Below are 23,261 nucleotides of genomic sequence, written 5' to 3' on the forward strand. Positions count from 1 at the left end.
TATCATTGATTGTTTCTGCTGCCTTCTAGGTTAGTTTTAATGAAATCGATCCAAGTTCTAGTAGCGTAAGAGAGATAACTGTCCTTTTTCCAAGCGATGCCGATTTGCCAGTTAATACGGGGGTTAAGGTGAATGACTTTAATCTTTCCTTCACTAACATCAATTTGTTCTAAATCACTTTGGGGGAGGATCGTTATTCCTTGATTAAAAGAGACCATTTCCATGATGAATTTCCACTGTGAAGTTTCGCAAATGACGTTTGGTTCAAAGCCGTTTAGCTTACATGCCTGCATGATCAATTCATGAACTTGGTAGCCCTCCCGAAAGATGATGAAGCTTTCTTCCTTTAAATCTTCCCACAATACCGTTTCTTGATCGGCAAGTCGATGATTCTGATGAACAACAAGACGTAAATCGCCTTTCATGAATGGAATGCTTTCAAACTCATCATCAATGGGCAGGGGCATCACCACTAAATCAAGTTCGCCTTGAAGTAGGGTGTTTTTTAAATGAAGGGCGCCATCCTCCACAAATCGCACAGTGATAAGGGGATATTCTTTGTGGAATAGTGCCATGAGTTCAGAGAAAATGTCCGTTCCTAGCGTGGAGAAAATGCCCATTTTTATATTTCCCTTTTTACTGTTCTTAATATCATCCAATTCGTCATAAAAATGCTCGATTACAACAGTAGAAGAAGCTCTAAACCACCACATTCTAGGCAAACAATGGATCAAGCGTTTACTTGAACCATCAGAAATTGGTGCAACGGCCGTATTCCTAGCTTCAGAAGGTGCAGCAGCCATCACTGGTGAAGAAATCGGCGTTACAGGCAGGATATAATATATAATTTTGTTACTCATAGTATTCCCCCTCCCCAGGGACCTTCTATAACATTACCGTTTGGTGTGTAGGCACCAGCGGTCTTTTTTTATGTTTTTATTCGAAAAATGAATAAAAAGCTAAAGCCTATACAGGTCTTTAGCTTTTTCTCGCGGTTAATCTTCCATTAAAAGATATACTTTTTATCTTTCATACCGTCCAGTATGTGTATTTTCTCGATTTATTAGTGCATCACCAAGATTGATTCTGCTCATAAGTCTCTCATGATCCGAAGGAAAACGTTCTCTAATGTTTGCAACTCCCTCTATTGTTAGGATATCACGATTAGGGCTAGGACGTTCTTCCCTTTGAAATCCGGGGTTCAAACCATCATCAATCATTACAGGTCTGTCAATTGTATCGTTGTCATCATTATTAGTAGTAGTGGGATTATTAGTTGGGTCTCTATCAACATTATTAAATGGATCATTGTTATTTTCTTGTGGCATATATTTCACTCCTTCGCTTATATTATCCGCTTATGGCTTTAATCTATTCGCACGTCCTTATCCGTATGGTAATGATCCTGTTTTTTTCTAACCCGCAACAACGCCAATTCTCTTGAATGTGTCAACATGTACGAAGTGTCTAAAGTTTTTTAATGCGTTAAAAAAACTTCTAAATATTATGATTGACTTACATTTTAATTTGTCTTACAATTTCAATGTAAATAGTCAAAACATTCAATTAAATGGAAGGGGAGCTTTTTTAACGAGCTGATTCACTTCAACATGAAGCATGACAACATACTGCAGCGTACACTTTATGTCAATTCGGAAATGACATAAAGTCTTGGCATAATTTCATTATCTGTATGTCTAGGGTTATCAAAGTATTAATGCTTTAGAAAAAAATGAAAGCGAATACATTACTCGTTGGAATGGAGTGAATAACTTGAAAAATCAATCAAACCTTGCTGAATCTACTGTGATTGTTCCGGAGGTCGTCAGTAAGAAACCCAATTTCATCACGAAGTTTAAAACATCTTATGGTCCGGGGATTCTTGCCGTGTTGACGTGGCTTGGAGCCGGAGATCTGGTGACTTCTTCTGTAGCCGGGGCAGATTATGGATATAGCTTAATGTGGATTTTAGCTCTGTCATTAATCCTTCGTTTTCTTATCGTTAATGTTATCGCCAGATTCCAGCTCTGTAACACAGAGGGGTTAACCATACTTGAAGGATATGGACGTATCCACCCATTCTTCGGTTACTTCATGTTTGGTTATGCATTAATAATGGGTCATCTTTTTAATGCATATATGATTAAGGGAGCGGGAGAGGTTTTATCGACCCTATGCCATGTTAACCAGCCATTCTTAGCTTCAATGGTCGTTGTAGGATTAGTTTTTATGCTTATTGGCAGAAATATTTATAATAGAATTGAAAGTGTAATGAAAGTGCTTTTGGCATTATTGACCATTGCCTTCTTGTTCCTGGCCATTCAAGCAACACCGGATGTGGGGCAAATCATTAAGGGAACAGTTGGTTTTAGTATTCCAAGTGATACTGGCGTTCATGGAGCATTATTGGTAGCGATTTCAATTATCGGTGCAGTGGCAGGATCGATTTCGAACTTTGTTCATCCATATTTCATGAAGGAAAAGGGCTGGACGAAACCGAGTCATGTAAAGATTCAAAGAAATGATTTGCTGTTTGCCATCGGAGTTTGCATCGTGATTAATTTGGCCATTTGGGTTGTTGGGGCAGAAATTTTAAAACCGAAGGGAATTCATGTGGAAACGATTGATGACTTGGCAATGGCATTACAAATGTCGTTAGGACAATTTGGCTGGTACATTTTCTATCTTGGTGTATTTGGCGTATTGTTCGCGAGTGTAGTAGGCAAGTCAACTGGTTTTCCTAGATTGATAGTAGATGCCTTTTACGTAATAAATAAGGATCGTCGCGAAAAGTACGATGGTAAATATGAAAAAGATCCAATGTATAAATGGGTTATGATTTTTGTATTGGTTACGCCAATCATTTGGTCCATTCCCGGCATGCCTGGTTTCATCGCATTAACAATTGGCGTAAATGCAATAAACATCATCGGTTTTCCGGTTATCGCTATTGGGATGCTGGTGCTATCAAATAAAAAAAGCTTGATGGGAAAATATAAAAACAATTGGTTCGAAAATATCATTCTATCTTTAGCTTCCATTTTAGCAGTTTGGTCCGCCATTCAATTAGCTACAACCTTTTTTTAAATAATGGTAGATTATAGGTAGAGGTATTTCAAAATACATGTGTCTGCATTTGATCCCGATGGGGTCCTACTTTATTGGAGGTGAGGGTACTAATGATGAAACCGAAAGTAATCATTTATAAGAAAGTGGATCAAGAAGTATTGGATTATATTCAAAAGACTTGTGATGTCGTTTATTTTGAAGGTCTTAACTCACAAAATTATCCTGAATTTCTTCAAGAGCTGAAGAACGCACAAGGTATATTAGGTTCAGGATTAAAAGTGGATAAAACTTTACTGGATCAAGCACCGCAATTAAAAATCGTCTGTAATTCGTCAGTTGGTTATGACAATTTGGATATAACGGAGCTGTCCAATCGCGGAATCATGGCCACGAACACTCCTGAGGTATTGAATGAAACAGTCGCAGATACGATTATGGGCTTGATGCTGTCCACAGCGAGAAGAATGCCAGAGATGGATCAAATGGTAAAGTCAGGGCAATGGTCATCGAACATCGGAGAAAAATCGTTTGGGCTTGACGTCCATCATAAAGTATTAGGGATTATCGGGATGGGCGGAATAGGCTCTGCCGTTTCAAAAAGGGCCCGTTTTGGATTCGATATGAACATCCTCTATCACAACAGATCTAGAAACGAAGAAGCAGAACAAAAGTATGGAGCTACATACTGTTCTCTGGAAGATCTGTTAAAGCAATCTGATTTTGTCTGCTTGATGACACCGCTGACTCCCCAAACTGAAAAGATGATGGGGGAAAAAGAATTCAAGCTCATGAAAGAGACTGCCATCTTCATCAATTGTTCAAGAGGGAAAACCGTTGATGAAGAAGCCTTGATCACTGCGCTAAAAACCGGTGAAATTCACGCGGCAGGACTGGATGTTTTTGTACAAGAGCCCGTCAAGGAGGACAATCCATTGCTTTCCATGAAGAATGTCGTCACTTTGCCTCATATCGGTTCCGCAACATATGAAACCCGCCTGAAAATGGCGATGCTGGCAGCAACCAACCTTGTAGCCGGATTACAGGGAGAAACTCCGCCTACCTTGATCAAATCTGGGGTAAAGGTAAAGTGATCTTTTAGACAGCATTTATAGATTAAGCTGGATAGCCTTATTTGGGGCTATCCATTTTTTTAGTTCCGGATTATTCATCGTTACAACGAATCAACCGTTGGTGTGAGTGTTGCAGCTATTATGAAAAACATGAGTAACATGTAGATAGTCATAAAAAAATAACCAGTCAAGCTACTTGCTCAACTGGTTAATGACTTTAAAACGCCGATTCATTATGGAAACTGTTATGAAATATACATTGATATAATTCAGTAGTTATGATAAATTAGTATAGAAACACATTTATCAATATAATATTACAGTTTATCCCTTACTATAAGTATAAGGTAAAGCTCACCTTTAGTCAACCCCTATTTTTATTTTTTGAAGGAGTGTCTGATATGAACGATGAAATTCGGCAGGAGCAAGAACGTTTGGACGGGGTGATAAAAACAATTACGAAACAAATCAGCAAAATTGAAGGAGAAACTTCAAAGCGTAAAAAAGAAGTTGTTAATATCCGTAAACATTTCTGGGATGACCTCAAGGTTAATATCGATACTTTCGATGATTACCTCGAGACCATCATTGGCTTAAGGCAGCAGGCTCAAGACTTGTCACAAAGCGAAGGCGCACATAGATATTCCTTCAAGAGGTTGTCAACACTGCGCCGCATGCAGGAAGTGCCTTATTTCGGCCGGATCGATGTCACTGAAGAAGGGTCTTCCCTTACGGAACAAATTTATATCGGGACCTCCACTCTTACTGATACAACAGGAGAAAACTTCATTATCTACGATTGGAGGGCTCCGATTTCAAGTGTTTATTATGACTATCCTCCGGGTCCTGTAGAATACTCTACTCCCGGTGGCATAATTCGGGGGATGTTGGAGAAAAAATGGCAATACATGATCAAGGGAGGCGTTATCGAATCAATGTTCGATACGAGTCTCACCATTGGAGATGAGATCCTGCAGCAGGTGCTTGGCAAGGGAACAGATAAGCATATGCACAGTATTGTTGCCACCATTCAACGGGAGCAAAATAGGATCATCCGGAACGATCGCGGACGTCTGCTCATTGTTCAAGGTGCCGCTGGCAGCGGCAAGACATCAGCTGCCCTCCAACGGATCGCTTACTTGCTCTACAAGAATCGGGAATGGCTAAAAGCCGACCAAATCATTCTATTCTCCCCTAACTCCATGTTTAATAACTACGTATCAAATGTGTTGCCCGAACTTGGCGAAGAGAATATGCAGCAGGTAACATTCCAGGAATACTTGGATCATCGTCTGACTGACTCGTTTCAAGTTGAGGATCCTTATGAGCAATTAGAATTTTTGTTGACTGCAGCGGATGATCCTTCCTATAGCACTAGGACAGCGAGTATCCAATTTAAGGCATCGATTCGCTTCTTTGAGATAATCAAAACATACAGACAATCACTAGAACTTTCTGGAATGATCTTTAGAGGGTTAAAGTTTCGGGGGGAAACGCTCGTCTCCGCCAAACAAATCTTAGAAAGATTTTATAACACAGACACTACACTAAGGTTTCACAATAGGGTTGAAAAGTTGAAAGACTGGTTATGTGAGTTACTTGATGAAACGGAAAAGTCTGAGTTGAAAAAACCTTGGGTCCAGGAGGAAATCGAGTACCTAAGCAAAGAAGACTATCAAAAGGTATACACCTACTTACAGAAAAAACGCGGCGAAACTGAAGATTCCTTTGACGATTATGAGAAAGAGCAAAAAATGCTCACGCGTATGATTGTTCGCAAGAAATTGAAGACGTTACGCAAACGGGTAGAAGCCCTTCATTTTATCAATATTAAGGGAATATACAAGCAACTCTTTGACGAACAAATACGGAGTGAACTGTGGAATGAGGGTGAAACACCTGTCGAAAGGGAAATATGCATATCAACGCAAAAAATGCTGGACGAAGGTAAACTGCATTACGAAGACGCGACTCCATTTTTGCTGCTGAAGGAGCTAATTGTAGGATTTCAGACGAATTCCTCAATAAAATACGTGCTTGTAGACGAAGCACAAGATTATTCTCCATTTCAATTCGAGTTTTTGAAACGGTTGTTTCCTTCTGCAAGGATGACCGTGCTCGGTGACTTTAACCAGGCGATATTTGCACATGCCAGCGAACGGGTGGATTTCCAGACTCTTACCAGTTTATACGGAGTAAGTGAAACCGAGAGTATAACCTTGGATCAAAGCTACAGATCCACTAAGCAGATTATAGAATTTACACGTGAACTAGTTCCTGAAGGCCATCGAATTAAGGCATTCGACCGTGAAGGCGAGAAGCCTGTACTGACTCAAGTGTCAAACCGTGATGAATTGCACCACAATATCGTGTCTAAAGTCAAAGACTTACAAAGCCGTGAATATAATACCATCGCAATAATCTGTAAATCCGCTGCCGAAAGTGCCGCTGCATACGATGCCCTTAGTATCATTGGTGAAATTAAACTCGTACAGAAAGGCACAAATGAATATGAACAGGGTGTTGTTGTTATTCCGGCTTATTTGGCCAAGGGCATCGAGTTTGATGCTGTCATCATTTATGATGCATCTGTGCAAACATATGGCGATGAGAGCTTACGAAGATTATTCTACACCGCATGCACCAGGGCTATGCATGACTTACAGATATATACTGTTGGCGAACCCAGTCCTTTCTTGCAAAACGATGCAATGGACTTTCTGGCCTTTGATTAACAAAGGGGGAGTTATCAGGTTTTTGGGAGTGGAGTAATACTGATGAGGAGGGAATAAAGAAACTTCAGGTTGAATAACTGAATAACACTTACTCCTTTCTGCCTGATTTTCAGGGTGTATGAAACAGCAAATAAAAACCCTAATCTAATTACTCAGTCCTTTCCTGATTAATTAGATTAGACGTATAACTAATAGCGCTTCCTTTTTTCTCCTTTAATTTTATTATTCTTTTATCAAATACTATAAAAGAATCTTTAGAAAAGGAGGAGATGAATTGAATAACGATAAAGAACAGGTGGAAACGGGAGGAAGCCAGGCGACTGGTGAATCAACAACTCAAACAGTTAATGATGGACATTATCATTATCCAGGGCCTGTGGAAGATGGCTATAGTGGAAATACAGGAAGAGCAGTGCAGCCTGCCGGGAAAAAAGATCCTGATGTTCCTCAAAACAAAGACACATTTAATTACACTCGCGCTTTAAAGTAGATTCTCCAACTTAGTAGGGTGTTTAAGGTAATTACATTATAGGATTATTGGTTTATGGTTATACAATATGGAAAACAGCTTTTTTGAAACCTGTGTAGACTTTAGTTCTATGCAGGTTTTTTTCGTGATCTTGATAAGTTCCTGGTATAAAGGACGGGCTCTTCAGTCTGTAGACAAACTCGATAATCGATTTTAGTTTTTTTGAGGGTTTGTAAAGTTAGAACGTTCTTTCCACACCAGGCACTCGCTTTCCGCGGGCGGTCCGGGAGCCTTCTTGGCGCTCTTTGCGCCTGTGGGGTCTCCCTTGGACGCGCTTTTCCCGCAGGAGTCTCGCACCTTATGTTCCAATCACTATTGTTTAAAATTTAGAAGCCCTCTATATAAAGGAGGTTTTTATATCAATTTCCCAGACTCCTGTTATTCATCAACCATATCTGCCATCAAAATCGTAAATTACGATCTATCAAACAGCTCAGCCCCAGAAATACCTGGGTTTGTCATCTAGTAAGGATTTAAAATAAGATCAAGCTCTTACTCTGTTAACACATCATACTGCAGGCATAGTTCACGTACTGATTTTCCTTTTAAAATGTAATTTATGCTACGTCTGATTGTTTAATTGAATCAACGTAATGGTTTGCTTTTTCCTGGTCAAATTCACCTTCCGCCTTCGATATGACAATCGAAGCCAATGAGTTCCCCACGACATTAACCGCTGATCTTCCCATATCCAAAATTCGATCGATACCGGCAATGAACGCTACACCTTCCACCGGCAGTCCCATAGAACCGAGTGTCGTTAAAATAACAACAAATGACGCACCCGGAACGCCAGCTATTCCTTTTGACGTTAACATCAATACTAGTAACAACGTAATCTGTTGTGTAATGGACAGATCAATCCCATACATTTGTGCCACGAAAAGCGAAGCAAGTGCTTGATAAATCGATGAGCCGTCCAAATTAAATGTATAGCCTGTTGGAATAACAAATGAAGTAATGGATTTCGGGCAGCCAAACCTCTCCATTTTGTCCATAAGCCTTGGCAATACAGCCTCTGAGCTTGCTGTAGTAAATGCCAATATCAGTTCATCCTTTAGCACTTTCAGGATAACAAAAATGCTTGTCCCAGACATTTTCGCAATAATTCCAAGAACGACGAACACAAAGAAGACCATCGTCACATAAACAGCAACTACTAAGTTCCCTAAAGGGACCAATGTTGCAATACCAAATTTAGCAACGGTTACACCAATCAGCGCAAATACACCAAAGGGGGCAAATTTCATGACTAGATTCGTCACCCAAAACATGACTTCTAACACACCTTCAAAGAATCCAAGAATAGGCTTTCCTTTTTCTCCTATCGCAGCCACACCTAAGCCAAATAACACAGAAAAGAAGATGATCGGTAATAAATCCGCTTGAGCCATTGATTCAAATACATTTTGAGGAACAATATGAGAAATTGTTTCCCCAAAGCCACCGCTTCCAGCCGTCTTTGTTGTTTCTTCATATTTTGAAATGTCACTTTTTTCAAGATTGCTTGTATCTAAACCAGACCCCGGGTGGAACAAGTTTGCCGCCAATATTCCAATAACAATGGCAATTGTAGTGACAATCTCAAAATAAAGAAGAGTCTTCCCACCTAATTTTCCTAGTTTTTTAATATCGCCCACTCCCGCTATTGAGACTACTAATGCAGCCATGACGATCGGGATGACAATCATTTTAATTAAATGAATAAAAATATCGCCAATCGGTTGCATGATGGCCATGGCTGTTTCATTACCATGGAATAAAGCACCGACACCGATACCCAGTACAAGTGCAACAAAAATTTGTGTAGCTAAGCCAAACTTTTTCATTTAAATTCCCCCTATGTAATTGTTTGTTAACGCTTTCAATATTTAGATTATTCTAAGTTTATAATCAACCTACTGAAAACTACTGGAACCTACTGATACTTACAAGTGATAGAAAAAATAAAAATTTCAGTCAAAACCCATCTCTCTTTTTTACCAGTTCATGTGTTATCTTTTTATAAAGTGACTGGGGAGGGACCATATTGAAAGAGAGAATAAGGATATTACTATTGATTATGATTGCAGTGCCTCTTGCGGGTGAATTCAAGTTTTATCCATTCGACGATACATTCAGAGTCAGTTTGGGAACCCCCGTTTTTTTCTTGTTTTTACTGTGGGGGAGGGGAGTCAACCCGAATATTGCAGGCTTTTTAACGGGGATGAGTGTGTTTGTTTTTCGTTTTTCACTGGCAGTTGGAATACGGGACATATCTGTTGAGGAAGCGATGTATCTTCATTTGCCCGCCTTTTTCTATTACTTCATCTACGCGTTTGCCTTTCATAGGACGAAAATGAACGACCGGCACGACCAGCCGTTTGTGATCGGGATTTTAGGGGTATTGATCGAGCTTTCTGCAGGTGTATCGGAATTGGCGATCCGTTCCTTCTTGGCCAATCAGGACACACCATCGCTAGATATTGACCAACTCGTGTTAATCGCCTTCATTCGAAGCTTTTTCGTTCTCGGTTTTTTTAATATATTAAAGCTGAGAGAAGCAAAATTCGCAGAAAAAGAGCAGCGCATGCAAAAAGAACAAATGCTGCTTTTCATTTCAAGTTTGTATGAAGAAACGGTTCAACTGAAGAAAACGATGCAAGCTGCGGAAGAAATCACCCGCACATGTTATGATTTTTATCGTCGGTTAAAATCAGACGAGACGAACGGCCGGGATGCGCAAACGGCGCTGCAGATTGCCGGTCTTGTACATGAAATCAAAAAAGATAACCAGCGGATTTATGCGGGGTTATCCGAACTCATGTCTACCGAAAACCTGCAGGAATATATGAATATCGAACAGCTTTGTAACATAATGGTCGTGTCCAATAGACGATATGCAGAGTCCCTTCACAAAGATATTTCATTTTCCTTGCATATAGATGGGGATCATCCTCCCTACCATGTATTTATGGTATTATCATTAATAAATAATTTGTTGGCCAATGCAGTGGAAGCCATTAAAGAAGAGGGATACGTATCGCTGCATGTGAAAAGGAAAGATCAATCCGTGGAGTTTTGCATCAGTGACAATGGACCCGGCATTGCACCGAGGCAGAAGGAAGTCATTTTCACGGCAGGATATACAAAGAAATTTGATGCGGCGGGAAACCCTTCGACGGGTATCGGTTTATCATATGTGAAACAAACTGTTGAAAAATTTGGAGGACATATCAGGCTTATGGATAACTATAAAGAAACCGTATTCAGCGTGGAACTTCCGATTCATGCGATTATGGAGAAAGGGTTAACGAGATGAATTATTTCATTATAGATGACGATCCTGCCATTCGAGGAATGCTGACAGAGATGATTGAAGACGAAGACTTAGGAAAAGTGGTGGGTGAAGCAGAAGACGGATCGTTAGTGAATAATGGCTTGTTGTTTTTAAAAAAAGCAGACGTTGTCCTAATTGATTTGCTCATGCCAATCAGGGACGGAATTGAAACGATCAGGGCTCTTGCTGATGGATTTCAAGGAAAGTTTGTGATGATTTCGCAAGTGGAGGCGAAGGACCTGATTGGAGAGGCGTATAAATTAGGGGCGGAATACTACATTACAAAACCGCTGAACCAAGTTGAAATTTCATGTATATTAAAAAAAGTAAACAAGCGGGTACTGGTGGATCAATCGATTCAGGGCATTCAACAATCGTTGAACTTATTTACAGCCTCGAAGTCAACGTTCGTGTCCCCACCACATACAAAAAATATAATGGAAGCCGGACGTTCCTTAATTTCCGATTTAGGTATGATTGGCGAAGTGGGAAGCGAAGATTTACTAAACATTTTAGGATTCCTCCAAAATGAAAAGCAAAGACTCGGTTCTGCCTACACGTTTCCATATTTAAAGGAAATTTTTGCAGGAATCGCTGTTGAAAAGCTGGGAGATCAAGCTGGAGAGGCCGAAATCCAGAAAGAAATGAAAGCCTCTGAGCAGCGTGTCCGCCGCGCTCTTCACCAGGCGCTCATCCATATCGCATCATTAGGTTTGACGGATTATCTGAATCCAAAATTCGAAGCCTATTCTTCCACATTTTTTGATTTCTCGGAAGTCCGCAAGAAAATGCTGGAGCTAGAAGACAAAAGCAAAAAAGTAAGCAACCAGAGCCGCAATAACCTGAAAAAGTTTATCCAGGTGTTGTTTATGGAAGCGAGACAGATGGTAAAATAATAAACCCTAAATTAAACAACGAAAACGTGACTGAAACCATAAACACAAGCTGAATAGATTGAAAATTTACAAAACAATTAATTGCTGGATAAAGACAAATCCGTTCAAATGGTTTTGTCTTTATCAATTTTTTCTTCATATTCGATATAGTGTTTTGTATCTTGTTCTTGGTAGTTTCTTTTAACATCATCTTTTTTCCCCATAACCATGTCATCGTAAGGTGTATACATGCTAGAAGGCGTTTTCTTTTTGAAAATCATGCTGTAGCCAATCAGTCCGATAATGCCAACTACAATAATAGTAAATAGATACGAAACCATACAAGCCCCCCATAAAATTGAACTTATCTATGCAGTAATTAAGATAAGTATATAATTACCATATTATAACATATGATAAAGGACCAATTTTACTCTATATCTTTTATTGCATGAACAGATAAGGAGCAGTGGAATTACGGATTACAAAGAAGGACTCGTTTTTAATTTATAACAGTTCGGACATAATATACTTGGAGGTGAAGCAAATGAGCAAAAAGACAGGACGAGGTCGCATCGCACCAAGTGTTAACCCGCAGGGACATGGAAAAGATGTGGAATTCTCCACTGAGCCAAAAAGCGAGCTTGAAAACAAGGCAAAAAAGTCCAATACAAAATAAGTGCATTGGGCAAAAATATGGTCATACTTCATAAAGAATGCCCTTCTCTTAGACGAGAGGGGCTTTATGCTATATAACTGTGTCAGGGAAGTATAGGGCTAGTTTAGATTAGTACTTTTAACTTCCATCATTTTTTCTGCAATTAGTTTGAAATCTTTTTCACTTATCTCAAAATGGCCAAATCGAAAAGGATAACCCCAACGCTTCTCATTTTTAATGAAAGCGAGGTGTGGAATTAATGGATGAATCGATGTTTCTGTACAACTGATGAAATCTATATTTCTTCGGAAAGGCATGAAATCATTTCCCATATCAAATTGAAAAACATCATCATCGATAACTTTCCCTAAAGCAGTAAATTTTTGATGCGGAGTACTTTGCTTAAGACTTACCTTTGAAGAGTAATAAATGATCCAATCTCCATTTTTCATCTTTTTTAAAGGAGCCTCTTTCCCATGACAAAGTTGGGCGAATCCACCATCGATCCCCTTCATTACATGGTCGAGAGAAGCAACTCCAATCCAATACCTTGTATTGTTCTGCACTTGAGTCAGCAACCGCAATTATCACTTATGTCATCATCTTGGGTTGATTTTGAAACAGGAAAGTTCATCTCCTGCCACGCCGCAATACCCCCGGTCAATTCTTTAACGTTATAACCTCGTTCTAATAAAACCTTTGCCACTTTGGCAGCAGTATTGCACCAGACATCCCAGCAATAAACAATGATTTCCTTTTCTTTTGGTATTTCATTTAAACGATTCTGTAATTCTTGTTCAGGTATAACATTAGCATCCTTAATGGTTAAACTTCTTAAATGAATGGGACCGTTTCTTACATCGATTAAGAAGTACTTCTCGGGATCCATTTGCTTGGATCTCAAATAATCCATTGGGCTTATTGTTGCTTGAAGACGTGCATTAAAATAATCAAGTGCGTTCATATTTTGTTACCTCCTGTTTTCTATAGTGACCTCCAAATTTTTACGAGAAAATCTTTAAGCAATAGTCTTTCCTGCTGATTTAAAGGGGCTAAAACTTCTGATTCTACATTAGTTAAAAATTCCCAACGTGAATCCAATACATCATTGCCTTTTTCAGTAATCAGAAGGCTATAGGACCTTCTGTCATTAAGATTCCTTGTCCTCTCAACAAATCCTAATTTTTCCAAATGGTCAATATGACTCACCATTGTCGTCCGATCGATTTGTAGGTTTTCAGAAATATCTTTTTGTGATGAGTAAGGGTTTTCCTGAACGAATAAAAGCACACCATATTGTCTAGAGTTAATATCAAATGGGATAAGTCCTTCAGCAAACTTACTTTCCATTTGCTGCAAAGCCTTTCCAAGTAAAAAACCATAAGATTGATTCCATTTATTCAATTGAACTTTCACCTCCTATGATAATCAGTTATTAATATAATCAGTTTAACTGATTAATTTCCGAAAAACAATAAATATTTATAGTGTTTGCATATATCAGCCCTTTTTTTATCGCATATTACGTTTTTGGAGCAGTGAAATGTGAAAGAATGGCAGGATGGAGCTACCGTTAAAAAAATACCAAATACATTTGTCGCTGTGCTAATATGAAAGACTGAGCTTAATAAAATGGAGAGGAGTTACAAATGAAAATAAATCGATTAATAGCGAACAATATAAACCATTTAGATGCAGCACTGCCAGACGATCAATCATTAGGAATTGCTGGTTTATCCGGTTCCGGGAAGACGACTTTTTGTCAAACCATTGGCGAAGAATCCAAGAAACGTCTCGTTTCCTTATTGCCCAAGTCTGAATATCAGTATTTATTTCCTAATATTATGGAAACCAACTTCAGCACCATCAAGATGGAAGAAATGCCGCTGGTCCTTTTTCTAGGCAAATCATCCATTTCCGCCAATCCTCGTTCGACCATTGGCACACATACTGGTGTGTTTAAAGAGATTCGTGTTTGTCTTGCTGAAAAATTCAATCTTTCTCCAGAAGTTTTTTCCTTTAATAATGCCTTAGGCTGGTGCCCCACTTGTAAAGGACGCGGTACGACGAAAAATGTCGAATGTCCAAAGTGTGAGGGGAAGCGCTACAATCAAGAGGTCGAGCAATATACGATTGAATTATTAGATCGCCCGCATACTATTTCCGATATCAACAACTTAAGCATCGAAACGATCCTTTCACTTGCAGAGACATTACATATTAGTGAAGCTAAACAGCATATTCTCCAAAATATAATCAATATGAATATTGGTTATTTAGGCTTAAACCGTATTATGGGGACAGTATCAGGGGGAGAATTAACACGGCTTTACTTGGCCGAATTCATGGCAACAAGTGAAAATACCGTGATCATCATTGATGAAATCTCCGTCGGTCTTGATCATCAAACACTTTTGAAAATTTTGGAACAGATTAAGCAATTAGGTTACAAAAATCAAATTTGGCTCATTGATCACTCAGACACTGTGTTAGATAGCACAGATGAACAATTGTTCTTTGGACCTGGAAGCGGGAAATATGGCGGGAAAATTGTTGAGGAATCACCGCGGCCCAAACCAATCAGCTGGGAACGAAATGAAGCAGCGCCAACGGAATACTATCAATTTCGGGATCTTTACTGCCGCAATATTCAAATGGAGGAAATCCGGATTCCCAAGAATAGGCTCGTTACCTTTACGGGGGAGTCAGGCTGCGGTAAATCTACACTTGTCAATGAATGTATCTCCAAGGATTTTCAGAAGCGGTATCCAAAGGATAAGCTTGTAATGGTCGGGCAGGACCGAAACAAATCGATTACAAGTCGATCAACCGTTGCGACGTTTCTTGATATTAAAAAGAAACTCACCAAATACAGTGATGAAATTGATGATATTTTTCAGCGTTCGATCGAAGATATCATCGAGGAATTGCCATCAGAAGACATCGCTCATAAACGCTTGAGTTTATTGATCAAACTTGGGCTTGGTTATTTGACGTTGGAAAGAAAAACACAAACACTATCAACGGGTGAATTTCAATGTGTCCACTTAGTGTCCGAGCTTTTCGCGAAGACAAGAAACCCACATACGCTGTTCATTTTTGACGAACCTTCAAAGGGGTTATCGCAAAATATTTTAAACCAATTCATCGATAGTGTCAGGGTCATCCTGGAGGATGAATCCGTCTCCATCATCATGATTGAACATAATGGCTATATGCTGGATAGCTCGGATTATATCGTTGATTTTGGTAAAAGACAGCTAACACCTGTCCAGCATCTTGACGTTGTCAGTCATGAAGATCATTATCGTCACAAAGACAGTGGAGATCAAGTGGAGCCATTGCATATCTCTTCCACACTTCGCTCAAAAAGTGGCATCAATTACTTACAAGAAAATCATCTGGACTATTTTAAAAAGGCAGAGAACGTCTACAAGGGCGGCATTTTAAAAAGCTTATCACCAATCGCTCGTGTGATTTATGGTGAATACGAGTCAGACACGATTGCACCTGTCATCGCCATCGATCTTGAACGGCACTTGTATAGTCAATATACGTTTCTTTATGAAGTGGGCGGTATGATCAACCATCTAGTCGCTGCACATCCGACCAATAAAGATACAAGAAGCTTCGATTTCTATTCTGCAGAAAATCATTGTCCAAGCTGTTCGGGCCGCCGGGTCATTGAAAAATTTGATTTCGATGTCGTCATTCAAGACAAAAACGTGCCATTTTGGGATGGCTTATTACATCCTGACGTAATGGAAGTACTAAAGTATTATCAACATTCAAAACTGCAATTCCTGTTTGATGAGATCAAGAATGAACTCGGTCACGACATTAGTAAAAGCTATAATGAGATGACAGATGCCGAAAAGCAAACCTTTTTATATGGGTACTGGGAAAAGTCCTTTTATGATAAAGCAGGCAAGGCATCAAGAACATGGGAAGGATTCAATTTCATCATTGGCCGTTATATGTTCATATCGAAATCGATCATTAAAGAGCAGATGAAAGCATCAAAAGAGATGATCACCTGTCCAGTCTGCCAAGGAACGATCCTGAACCATCATAAAAAACTGACATTTGGTGATACAGACATTCGCGAAATCATCCAACAGCCAATTGATCAAGTCATCAAAATTGTAGGGAAGCTGCCAGAACTGGAAAAACTAAAAGCAATTGTGGGCGGCGATATCGCACTTACTGATGATGTCTCATTCCTGCCTCGGGAAACAAAAGCAGCGTTGAAAATGCTCGAACTGGAACTGGCAAGCCTCAAAGGCTATGAAGTGGTTTTACAAAATACCCTGCCATTTTGGGACAGCATTAAAGGCAATATCGAAGCAATCAGCAGTAAAAACCAGATCACCATCTGTGACTTTGCCAATATTAACGAAACAAGAGAAACCATTATAGATAAATACTTCACCAATGGCAAATACAAAAAACTAACCTATGTCTATGAAGCATTTGGCTACAAAAAAATCGTTACCCAAATCAATAAAATTAAAGCAAGTCATAAATGTCCATTCTGTAATGGGAAGAAAGTCATTTCAGAAGATAACATCCATGACGGTGTGTATAAATTAACGATACCCTGTGTGAGCTGTCATGCCAGTGGCATCGATGATGAAGGGCGCAAAGCAATCGTCGAGGGCATCGACGTGCAAACCTGGCTGACAGGGAAAGTAAGCGATGCCGTGGCTGAAAGTGAACGTACCGGGGCCGTTGCCGATATCCCCATTTTCGCCCGAATTCGTGAATTGAATAAACGAGATATGATGTCGGTTTATCAATGCCTTGAACAGAAAAAGTGAATTTTAATGACTTAACAGTAAAAAGTCAGCCCTCAGAAATGAAAGAGTAATCAATGGATGCCTCCATTTTACGAATCTAAATGTTAAAACAAAGTTGATTGGAACGGAAGGTACGAGACTCCTGCGGGAAAAGCGCGTCCAAGGGAGACCCCGCAGGCGCAAGGGCCCTACGTTCCAATCAACGGTCAAATTTTACTGTAGACAAACTTAAATATTATCGAGTTTGTCTACAAACTAAAAGTCCGCCATTTACGGCGGACTTTGTTTATTATTTACCAGATTAACCTTCTTGATAAACGGGAAGTGTTACTGAAATCGTCGTCCCTTTATTCAAAAGGCTATTTATATGAAGTGTACCATTCATCGTTTGGATGGTCTTAACAGCTACCATTGATCCTAACCCTGTTCCTTTTTCTTTGGAACTGTAATAAGGTTCGCCAAAACGATTTATTTGTTCCTTGTTCATGCCTACTCCATTGTCACTTATTTCGATAATGATGTCGAAATTATTTACATAGGAAACAATACTAAGTTCCCCGCCGTTTGGCATTGCCTCTATACCATTTTTAATTAGGTTTAGGAAGCATTGCTTGAAATGTTGAATATTCCCCCGGGTAATGCCTGGAGTCAACTGTTCAGAAATAGTAATTAAATTCATGCTAGCCAATGGTTTTATCATTTCAATTACATATCCTATTTCACGGTTAATTGAAATATTATCCACTTTTTCAATTGCAGGTTTTGCAAATGCTAAGTATTCACAAATAATGGATTCTGCACTATTAAGCTCTCTAACAACATGCTGTATATATTGCTCTTTTACTTCTTGAGTTAGATCAGGAGCCTTTAGCAGTTGAACAAATCCTTTCACAACTGTTAAAGGATTTCTAACTTCATGTGAAATACTTGCAGCAAGCTGACTGACTACCTCCATTTTTTCAAGCCTTATCATTTGTGTTCGGATTAAAATCGCATCTTTTAAAATTTCCATGATATACACAGCCAAACCGATAATGAAAGGAGGGAGGATAATAAAGTAAAATACATACGCCTCAGTTATTCGAAAAAAGTTAGACATAACGAGTGAAATTAAGCTGGTTAGTATTCCTAGAAACAAAATTAATAGAATGGAGCTATTTAGCTTATTTTTTCTATTAAAAGTATTGAATTTTGAAGAAAATAGAGCCGTTATAATAAATATAACCAAATAAACAATTAACGTAAGGGAATTGAAACCATAAAAAGCAAACCTAAGCGTTAATATTATGACTAACAGGGCAGCCCCTACAGGCCAACCACCATAAAGTGTCCCTATTATAAAAGGAATTTGCCGGAGATCATGGACACAGTATTCATCTATATAAATAGGAAACTTCATACATAATATAATAGGAATGCTCATGCATGCAGTGATAAGGGTCTTGGGGTACTGACTTAACCTTTTGACATGATCTATTAAAGTATAATAAATCAAAATACTTACTAAAAAATAAAAGAGATTATCTAATATGTTTTGATTAATAAAAATAAAATTCATTGGATTCTCCCGAAAAATTAACAGTTTGCTCTATTATACAAGAATAACACTAAAAAGGAGCGTTTAATAAAGTAATTTATTTACAGAAGGACATTTAAATTCAAAAAAAGTTGTTTAAAGCGCCTCTAGGTATTTACCGATTTTTCAGTTGTAATTTTGGTTTTACATAATAAAGGTAGAGGTGATTTTCATTGAAAAATGGACAAGAGACATAGAAATAAACGCTCCAATTGAACAGGTTTGGAAGTTTCTTGATGGTTCTTTAGAAAACATGCAAAAAATCATGCCTCAAGTAGTTGAACACAAGCCCGTTAAAATAACGGAAGAAGTGGTTGGAAGCGTATATCGCCAAAAATATAGAGAAGGAAAACGTACAGAAGAGTATGATATAGAAACATTAGAATATTTGAATGCAACTAATGAAAAAAAGCTAAAAGTAGGCTTTACACTTGCTAAAATGTTTGAAATTACAGCTTTTTATGAACTAAATAAAATCAATGATAATAAGACTTCCTTTACATATACAGTCACCAGTCGCCCGATAAAGTGGTAGTTGAATTTTTAGAACGTGTCAAAAAGGTAGCTGAAGCAGAAACGGGTAGGTAGGATTTTATTATGTTAATCTTCAAAACACTTCACACTTCAACATTACAAGGCCCCTTTTTTCTACAGGGAAGTCTTCCACTGGTGAGATGTCTGAGCACGGCAGAATCCTGGATACATACAAATCCTCCTATTGTACCGCAAAATTTGGCCAAATTGGCTTTACGAAAGTAATCGCAAAATTAATAATTCAAACAAGGGATGGTTAAAAATAAATAAAAGCATACGTTGATGATTTATACCATCGTATGCTTTAAATTTCATTCACTTTAGTTAATCAAGGAATTCTAATTTTAATTATTAATATTCGTTAAAAAATTGCTGAATTTCTTTTGGATCATCTGTTTTTGTTAATGCAAGCATCGTCAAAATGCGTGCCTTTTGAGGATTAAGTGAGTCCGCTGTAACAAAATTATTTTCATTGTCAATCTTTTCTCTCGTAACAATACCATTTCCTACACGGCTAGAGCGAGTAATAATCACGCCTTTTTTGACAGCGTCTTTAGCACCCTCAAAAGCAGTATCAGAAGTTAAACCGTTTCCTTCACCTGCGATTATGATCCCTTTAGCTCCTGCTTTCACAGATGCATCGTAAAAATATCTACTATCATTTTGATAGCTATAAATAATGTCCACTTGAGGAAGTTTATCTAGTTTTGATACATCAAACACCGATTTGGTTGTATGTTTACGAGTGGGTTCATTGTAAAAAAATATTTTATCACCTGAGATTGCTCCTAAATAGCCTTGTTCCTCAGATTGGAATGTGTCTGTCATGGTTGTATTGGTTTTTGTTATATAACGTGCAGAACCTATCCGGTCATTTAATGAGATTAAAACACCTTTGTTCTTAGCATCCTTACTAGCAGCAATTTTTACAGCATTATATAAGTTTAAAGGTCCATCTGCACTAATAGCTGTAGCCGGTCTCATTGATCCAACAACCACGACAGGTTTGTTGCTTTTTACGACCAGATTCAGAAAGTAAGCAGTTTCTTCTAAGGTATCTGTTCCATGCGTTACGACAATTCCATCAACGTCTTTAGATTTTAATAACTCATTAATTCGTTTTGCCAACTTTAATAAAGTTTTATTATCCATATTGTTACTGCCAATATTGGCGATTTGTTCACCACTCACATTTGCTACTTGTTTTAGTTCAGGAACAGCTTTAATTAGTGTTTCAACACCAAGTGCACCTGCTTGATAACCAGTTGTGTCAGTATTGGACGTAGCAGAACCTGCAATCGTTCCACCGGTAGCTAAAATTTTCACATTGTTTAACTTGGGATTTGTTGAAGTTGCTTCTACTTTCTCTTCTTTTGACTTACTATTTGCTGAGCTATGGATAGTGGCGATAGATCCAGAGAATAATAGTGTAACTGATAGAAACGTGATTCCTAGATATTTTTTTATGTTCATGTCTAGTTAGCTCCTTCATTATTAAATTATGTACAATATGTGAAAATACTATCATATTTAGATATTTCTTACAATATGTTATATGTTAGATTTTCTTACATGATTTTTGTTCTGTTGAAAAAAATTTACTAACCTGCACAACAGAAGAACTTGCATTGATGGTCAGTATCGCTGGATATCATTACAGCGTCTCAAAGTGTTTTAGACGTATGTTAAAGTTGATTTCGTTTAGTAAAAAGCCCCTTCAATTCTTGAATAAATATAGAAACTCTTCTAAAATAAATTTAGTCATAATTTTACAGTGAATAAAAATATTACATAAGTAATCTCTAACTTTTTATAAGAAAAGCAGTTGAAAGGACTTTCCATTATGTCGATGATTTACGAATCTCAAACACTAGTTCAGGCCATAGAAACGCGTGCCGGACAGTATAAGGACCTAAAAGAACAGCTCACTGAATTAAAAAAAGGATTTGAGAGCATCGTTAATTTGGATGATGAGCTACAGGGTCAAGGCGCAGAGGCCATTAAAGGGTTTTACAAAGCACAGATCGATGTCGTGGATTCTTGGCTGCGTCTGATCAATCGGCATGTTGCCTTTTTAAGCGGAATTCAAGGAGATACAATTGAAGCGAACCTTAGTGAAACCGTGGTTACGGTCCCTTTTTTAGAGGAAGAGCTGGAAAACGCCAGTCGAAATTCCAAGGAAATGGTCACAGCCCAGAAAAATGATTTGAAAAAAATATTGGCTGGAATTGATGATATCATTCAGTTAGAGCCTTTTTCCGATGATGCGTTCTTTGAAAATATCGAGAAAGCTGAAACAAAACGGACCGAAACGATAGACAAAGTAAACGAAATCGATCATAAGTGGACGACTGAATATGCCAAATCCGAAGAGGACCAAGCAGCAGTGACGGCACTCATGGAGCAATTGAAAGTATCCAGTACAAGGGGAGGAGTAGTATCCCCGCTCTATTTTAATGCAGCAGCTTATAAAAATAGTGAAGCCTATAAAAACCTGGAAGTCAGGAAAAAAGAAACCGCGCAATATCTCAAGGTTAAGAAAGAGGAAGCGGAGAATCGCCGGATCAAAGACTTAAAGGCCCAACTCGATCATGTCACAGATCCAGACGAGTTCCTCAAAATCGCCAAGCAAATCGGGTATGAAAACTTAGGGCCCACCCAGCAGCAATATGTCATGCAGCTAGAAGCGTCCAAGCAAACGGCAGACATTGCAAAAGGAATCGGCGTAGGCCTTTATGATGTAGGTAAAGACTTCGTGACAGGGGTTTGGGACTTTGTCACAGATCCTGGGGAAACGGTTGAAGGCGTAGCAAATTCGATCATGCACCCGATAAAAACCTATAAATATATATCCAAGTCCATCTCGGACTCTTATGAACGGGATATGGTAAATGGCGATGCCTATTCGCGGGCTCACTGGGTATCCTATGCCCTCGGAACAGTCGTCACATCAGTAGTCGGAACAAAAGGCGCTGGAGCCGTAACGAAGACTGGTGTAGCCACTACAAAAGCGGCCGCAGTAAAAGGCGTTACGAAGGCAAAAGAACTAGTCTCTATCCCTAACCTATTGCCATACAATCCTAAAAACCAACTGTCGTTGGCAGGGGCAGTACCTTATAATGTGGTTAATGGTGCGGGGTTGAAGGATCAGTTAATTACGATGGCGAAAGTGGAGTCTGAAGTCAATGGAGATGGTGGGAAAAAGTTTACTATAGATACTATGAGGCATGTTTATCATGGAGAGATTAATCGACGTGGAAAAGCTGTTGGTTATCATCACGAGAGTATGATGGGTGGTAAAATAGTTCCAGGTACAGAAGAAACTCCAGATATCAACGGAGTATATAGAGCTAAGGTGGAAATAAATGGAGTGATGAAGATTGCAAAGTCAACTTTCTTTCCAAAAGATTGGGACAGGGTGAAGGTGAATAACGCTATTAACGAGGCTTTTGAAAACAAAATAAAAGATGGAAATAGATATGTTGGCAGAACTTCATCAGGAATTGATATTGGAATGTACTTAAACCGTGATGGGACAATAGCTACTGCATTTCCTTTATATAAAAATTAAATATCGGGAGATAATTAACTAATGAAATATTCGTATGAATTTACAAGAAACCCATTAGGATACCTAAGGATAATCCTACCACAAGAAATTAACCTTTTCTCAGACTTCATTGAAGATATTGTATTTGAAACAGAAGTGGATGAGTATATTGATATTGTTCGAAAAGTAATGGAAGGTGAATACGATGAATTTGAAATAGAAGGGAATGCTACCAGTGTCTTGATAAAAAAAGATACAACGGTTCTTCACCACTTTTATATCTTCGATAAGCCAAATGAGAATGAAATGGAAACTGAACAATTTAAAGAGCTTATGCTAATATGGAAAAATAAAATTCCAGAAAGATACAAAGAACCAGAGAATTAAGTTTTATAGATCTAGATAAAGTACTGGGATATCCAAAATTTAAAGAAGAGTTGATACAACCAAGAAAGTTGGTTGTATCAACTTCAGACTGTAGACAAACTCGATGAAAATCGAGTTTGTCTATTTTTTATGAGTTGTACAATTTGGCCGTTGATTTTCC

At 38.5% G+C, this 23,261-nt stretch carries 20 protein-coding genes; 11 read left to right on the forward strand and 9 right to left on the reverse strand.

Annotated elements, in window-relative coordinates; genetic code table 11:
• Positions 1 to 2: 2 nt before the first annotated feature.
• Entirely contained in the window at positions 3 to 860 is an 858-nt protein-coding gene (locus N9I19_RS15145; RefSeq protein WP_486352019.1) for a LysR substrate-binding domain-containing protein, read from the reverse strand.
• A gap of 162 nt (positions 861 to 1,022) precedes the next feature.
• A complete protein-coding gene (locus tag N9I19_RS15155) occupies positions 1,023 to 1,328 on the reverse strand; it encodes a hypothetical protein (protein WP_317778265.1) in 306 nt (101 codons plus the stop codon).
• Positions 1,329 to 1,764: 436 nt separating this feature from the next.
• Between N9I19_RS15155 and N9I19_RS15160 the strand changes: the two genes are divergently transcribed.
• The 4 genes from N9I19_RS15160 (at position 1,765) to N9I19_RS15175 (ending at position 7,364) form a co-directional block, all read left to right on the forward strand.
• Positions 1,765 to 3,087, forward strand: a complete 1,323-nt coding sequence (locus tag N9I19_RS15160) for an Nramp family divalent metal transporter (protein ID WP_317778266.1) — start codon at positions 1,765 to 1,767, stop codon at positions 3,085 to 3,087.
• A 95-nt stretch (positions 3,088 to 3,182) separates the two neighbouring features.
• The gene (locus tag N9I19_RS15165; protein WP_317778282.1) at positions 3,183 to 4,160 is read left to right on the forward strand and encodes a 2-hydroxyacid dehydrogenase; all 978 of its coding nucleotides are present in this window, start codon (positions 3,183 to 3,185) and stop codon (positions 4,158 to 4,160) included.
• A 380-nt stretch (positions 4,161 to 4,540) separates the two neighbouring features.
• Positions 4,541 to 6,874 (forward strand): RNA polymerase recycling motor HelD, encoded by a 2,334-nt coding sequence (helD, locus tag N9I19_RS15170; protein ID WP_317778267.1) that lies wholly within the window; start codon positions 4,541 to 4,543, stop codon positions 6,872 to 6,874.
• 274 nt (positions 6,875 to 7,148) lie between these two features.
• A complete protein-coding gene (locus N9I19_RS15175; RefSeq protein WP_317778268.1) occupies positions 7,149 to 7,364 on the forward strand; it encodes a hypothetical protein in 216 nt (71 codons plus the stop codon).
• 596 nt (positions 7,365 to 7,960) lie between these two features.
• Here the strand turns inward: N9I19_RS15175 and N9I19_RS15180 are convergent.
• Positions 7,961 to 9,232: a cation:dicarboxylate symporter family transporter gene (locus N9I19_RS15180; protein WP_317778269.1), complete on the reverse strand. Its 1,272-nt coding sequence runs from the start codon at positions 9,230 to 9,232 to the stop codon at positions 7,961 to 7,963.
• A 200-nt stretch (positions 9,233 to 9,432) separates the two neighbouring features.
• Between N9I19_RS15180 and N9I19_RS15185 the strand changes: the two genes are divergently transcribed.
• Together N9I19_RS15185 and N9I19_RS15190 are read left to right on the forward strand one after the other, a co-directional pair.
• Positions 9,433 to 10,704, forward strand: coding sequence for a sensor histidine kinase (locus N9I19_RS15185; RefSeq protein WP_317778270.1), 1,272 nt, complete (start codon positions 9,433 to 9,435; stop codon positions 10,702 to 10,704).
• Entirely contained in the window at positions 10,701 to 11,618 is a 918-nt protein-coding gene (locus N9I19_RS15190) for a response regulator (RefSeq protein WP_317778271.1), read from the forward strand. Before N9I19_RS15185 ends, N9I19_RS15190 begins: the two co-directional genes overlap by 4 nt.
• Before the next feature lie 104 nt (positions 11,619 to 11,722).
• Here N9I19_RS15190 and N9I19_RS15195 read toward each other — a convergent pair whose 3' ends face one another.
• Entirely contained in the window at positions 11,723 to 11,938 is a 216-nt protein-coding gene (locus tag N9I19_RS15195; protein WP_317778272.1) for a DUF3951 domain-containing protein, read from the reverse strand.
• A 206-nt stretch (positions 11,939 to 12,144) separates the two neighbouring features.
• On the opposite strand from N9I19_RS15195, the gene sspL reads away from it, so the two are divergent.
• Positions 12,145 to 12,276 carry a small, acid-soluble spore protein L gene (sspL, locus tag N9I19_RS15200; RefSeq protein WP_061464729.1) on the forward strand — a complete coding sequence of 44 codons (132 nt, stop codon included), beginning with the start codon at positions 12,145 to 12,147 and terminating at the stop codon, positions 12,274 to 12,276.
• Between the two features lie 98 nt (positions 12,277 to 12,374).
• On the opposite strand, the gene N9I19_RS15205 is transcribed toward sspL, so the two are convergent.
• The 3 genes from N9I19_RS15205 to N9I19_RS15215 are packed head-to-tail and all read right to left on the reverse strand — an operon-like array spanning position 12,375 to position 13,659.
• The gene (locus N9I19_RS15205; RefSeq protein WP_317778273.1) at positions 12,375 to 12,821 is read right to left on the reverse strand and encodes an EVE domain-containing protein; all 447 of its coding nucleotides are present in this window, start codon (positions 12,819 to 12,821) and stop codon (positions 12,375 to 12,377) included.
• 5 nt (positions 12,822 to 12,826) lie between these two features.
• The gene (locus N9I19_RS15210; protein WP_034304090.1) at positions 12,827 to 13,219 is read right to left on the reverse strand and encodes a rhodanese-like domain-containing protein; all 393 of its coding nucleotides are present in this window, start codon (positions 13,217 to 13,219) and stop codon (positions 12,827 to 12,829) included.
• Between the two features lie 20 nt (positions 13,220 to 13,239).
• Entirely contained in the window at positions 13,240 to 13,659 is a 420-nt protein-coding gene (locus N9I19_RS15215) for a MarR family winged helix-turn-helix transcriptional regulator (protein WP_317778274.1), read from the reverse strand.
• A 245-nt stretch (positions 13,660 to 13,904) separates the two neighbouring features.
• Here N9I19_RS15215 and N9I19_RS15220 point away from each other — a divergent pair, with 245 nt between their 5' ends.
• Positions 13,905 to 17,075: an ATP-binding cassette domain-containing protein gene (locus tag N9I19_RS15220; protein ID WP_317778275.1), complete on the forward strand. Its 3,171-nt coding sequence runs from the start codon at positions 13,905 to 13,907 to the stop codon at positions 17,073 to 17,075.
• Between the two features lie 280 nt (positions 17,076 to 17,355).
• Here N9I19_RS15220 and N9I19_RS15225 read toward each other — a convergent pair whose 3' ends face one another.
• A complete protein-coding gene (locus N9I19_RS15225; protein ID WP_317778276.1) occupies positions 17,356 to 18,612 on the reverse strand; it encodes an ATP-binding protein in 1,257 nt (418 codons plus the stop codon).
• 181 nt (positions 18,613 to 18,793) lie between these two features.
• On the opposite strand from N9I19_RS15225, the gene N9I19_RS15230 reads away from it, so the two are divergent.
• Positions 18,794 to 19,165: an SRPBCC family protein gene (locus N9I19_RS15230; RefSeq protein ID WP_317778277.1), complete on the forward strand. Its 372-nt coding sequence runs from the start codon at positions 18,794 to 18,796 to the stop codon at positions 19,163 to 19,165.
• A gap of 350 nt (positions 19,166 to 19,515) precedes the next feature.
• Here N9I19_RS15230 and N9I19_RS15235 read toward each other — a convergent pair whose 3' ends face one another.
• Positions 19,516 to 20,637: a type II asparaginase gene (locus N9I19_RS15235; protein ID WP_089362967.1), complete on the reverse strand. Its 1,122-nt coding sequence runs from the start codon at positions 20,635 to 20,637 to the stop codon at positions 19,516 to 19,518.
• A 370-nt stretch (positions 20,638 to 21,007) separates the two neighbouring features.
• On the opposite strand from N9I19_RS15235, the gene N9I19_RS15240 reads away from it, so the two are divergent.
• Both N9I19_RS15240 and N9I19_RS15245 read left to right on the forward strand, forming a co-directional pair.
• The gene (locus N9I19_RS15240; RefSeq protein ID WP_317778278.1) at positions 21,008 to 22,735 is read left to right on the forward strand and encodes a T7SS effector LXG polymorphic toxin; all 1,728 of its coding nucleotides are present in this window, start codon (positions 21,008 to 21,010) and stop codon (positions 22,733 to 22,735) included.
• A 21-nt stretch (positions 22,736 to 22,756) separates the two neighbouring features.
• A complete protein-coding gene (locus N9I19_RS15245; RefSeq protein WP_317778279.1) occupies positions 22,757 to 23,101 on the forward strand; it encodes a tRNA-Val4 in 345 nt (114 codons plus the stop codon).
• Positions 23,102 to 23,261: the final 160 nt, after the last annotated feature.

Origin of the sequence: Peribacillus sp. CSMR9 (genome assembly GCF_033141925.1) — a bacterium.
Classification (GTDB): domain Bacteria; phylum Bacillota; class Bacilli; order Bacillales; family DSM-1321; genus Peribacillus; species Peribacillus simplex_A.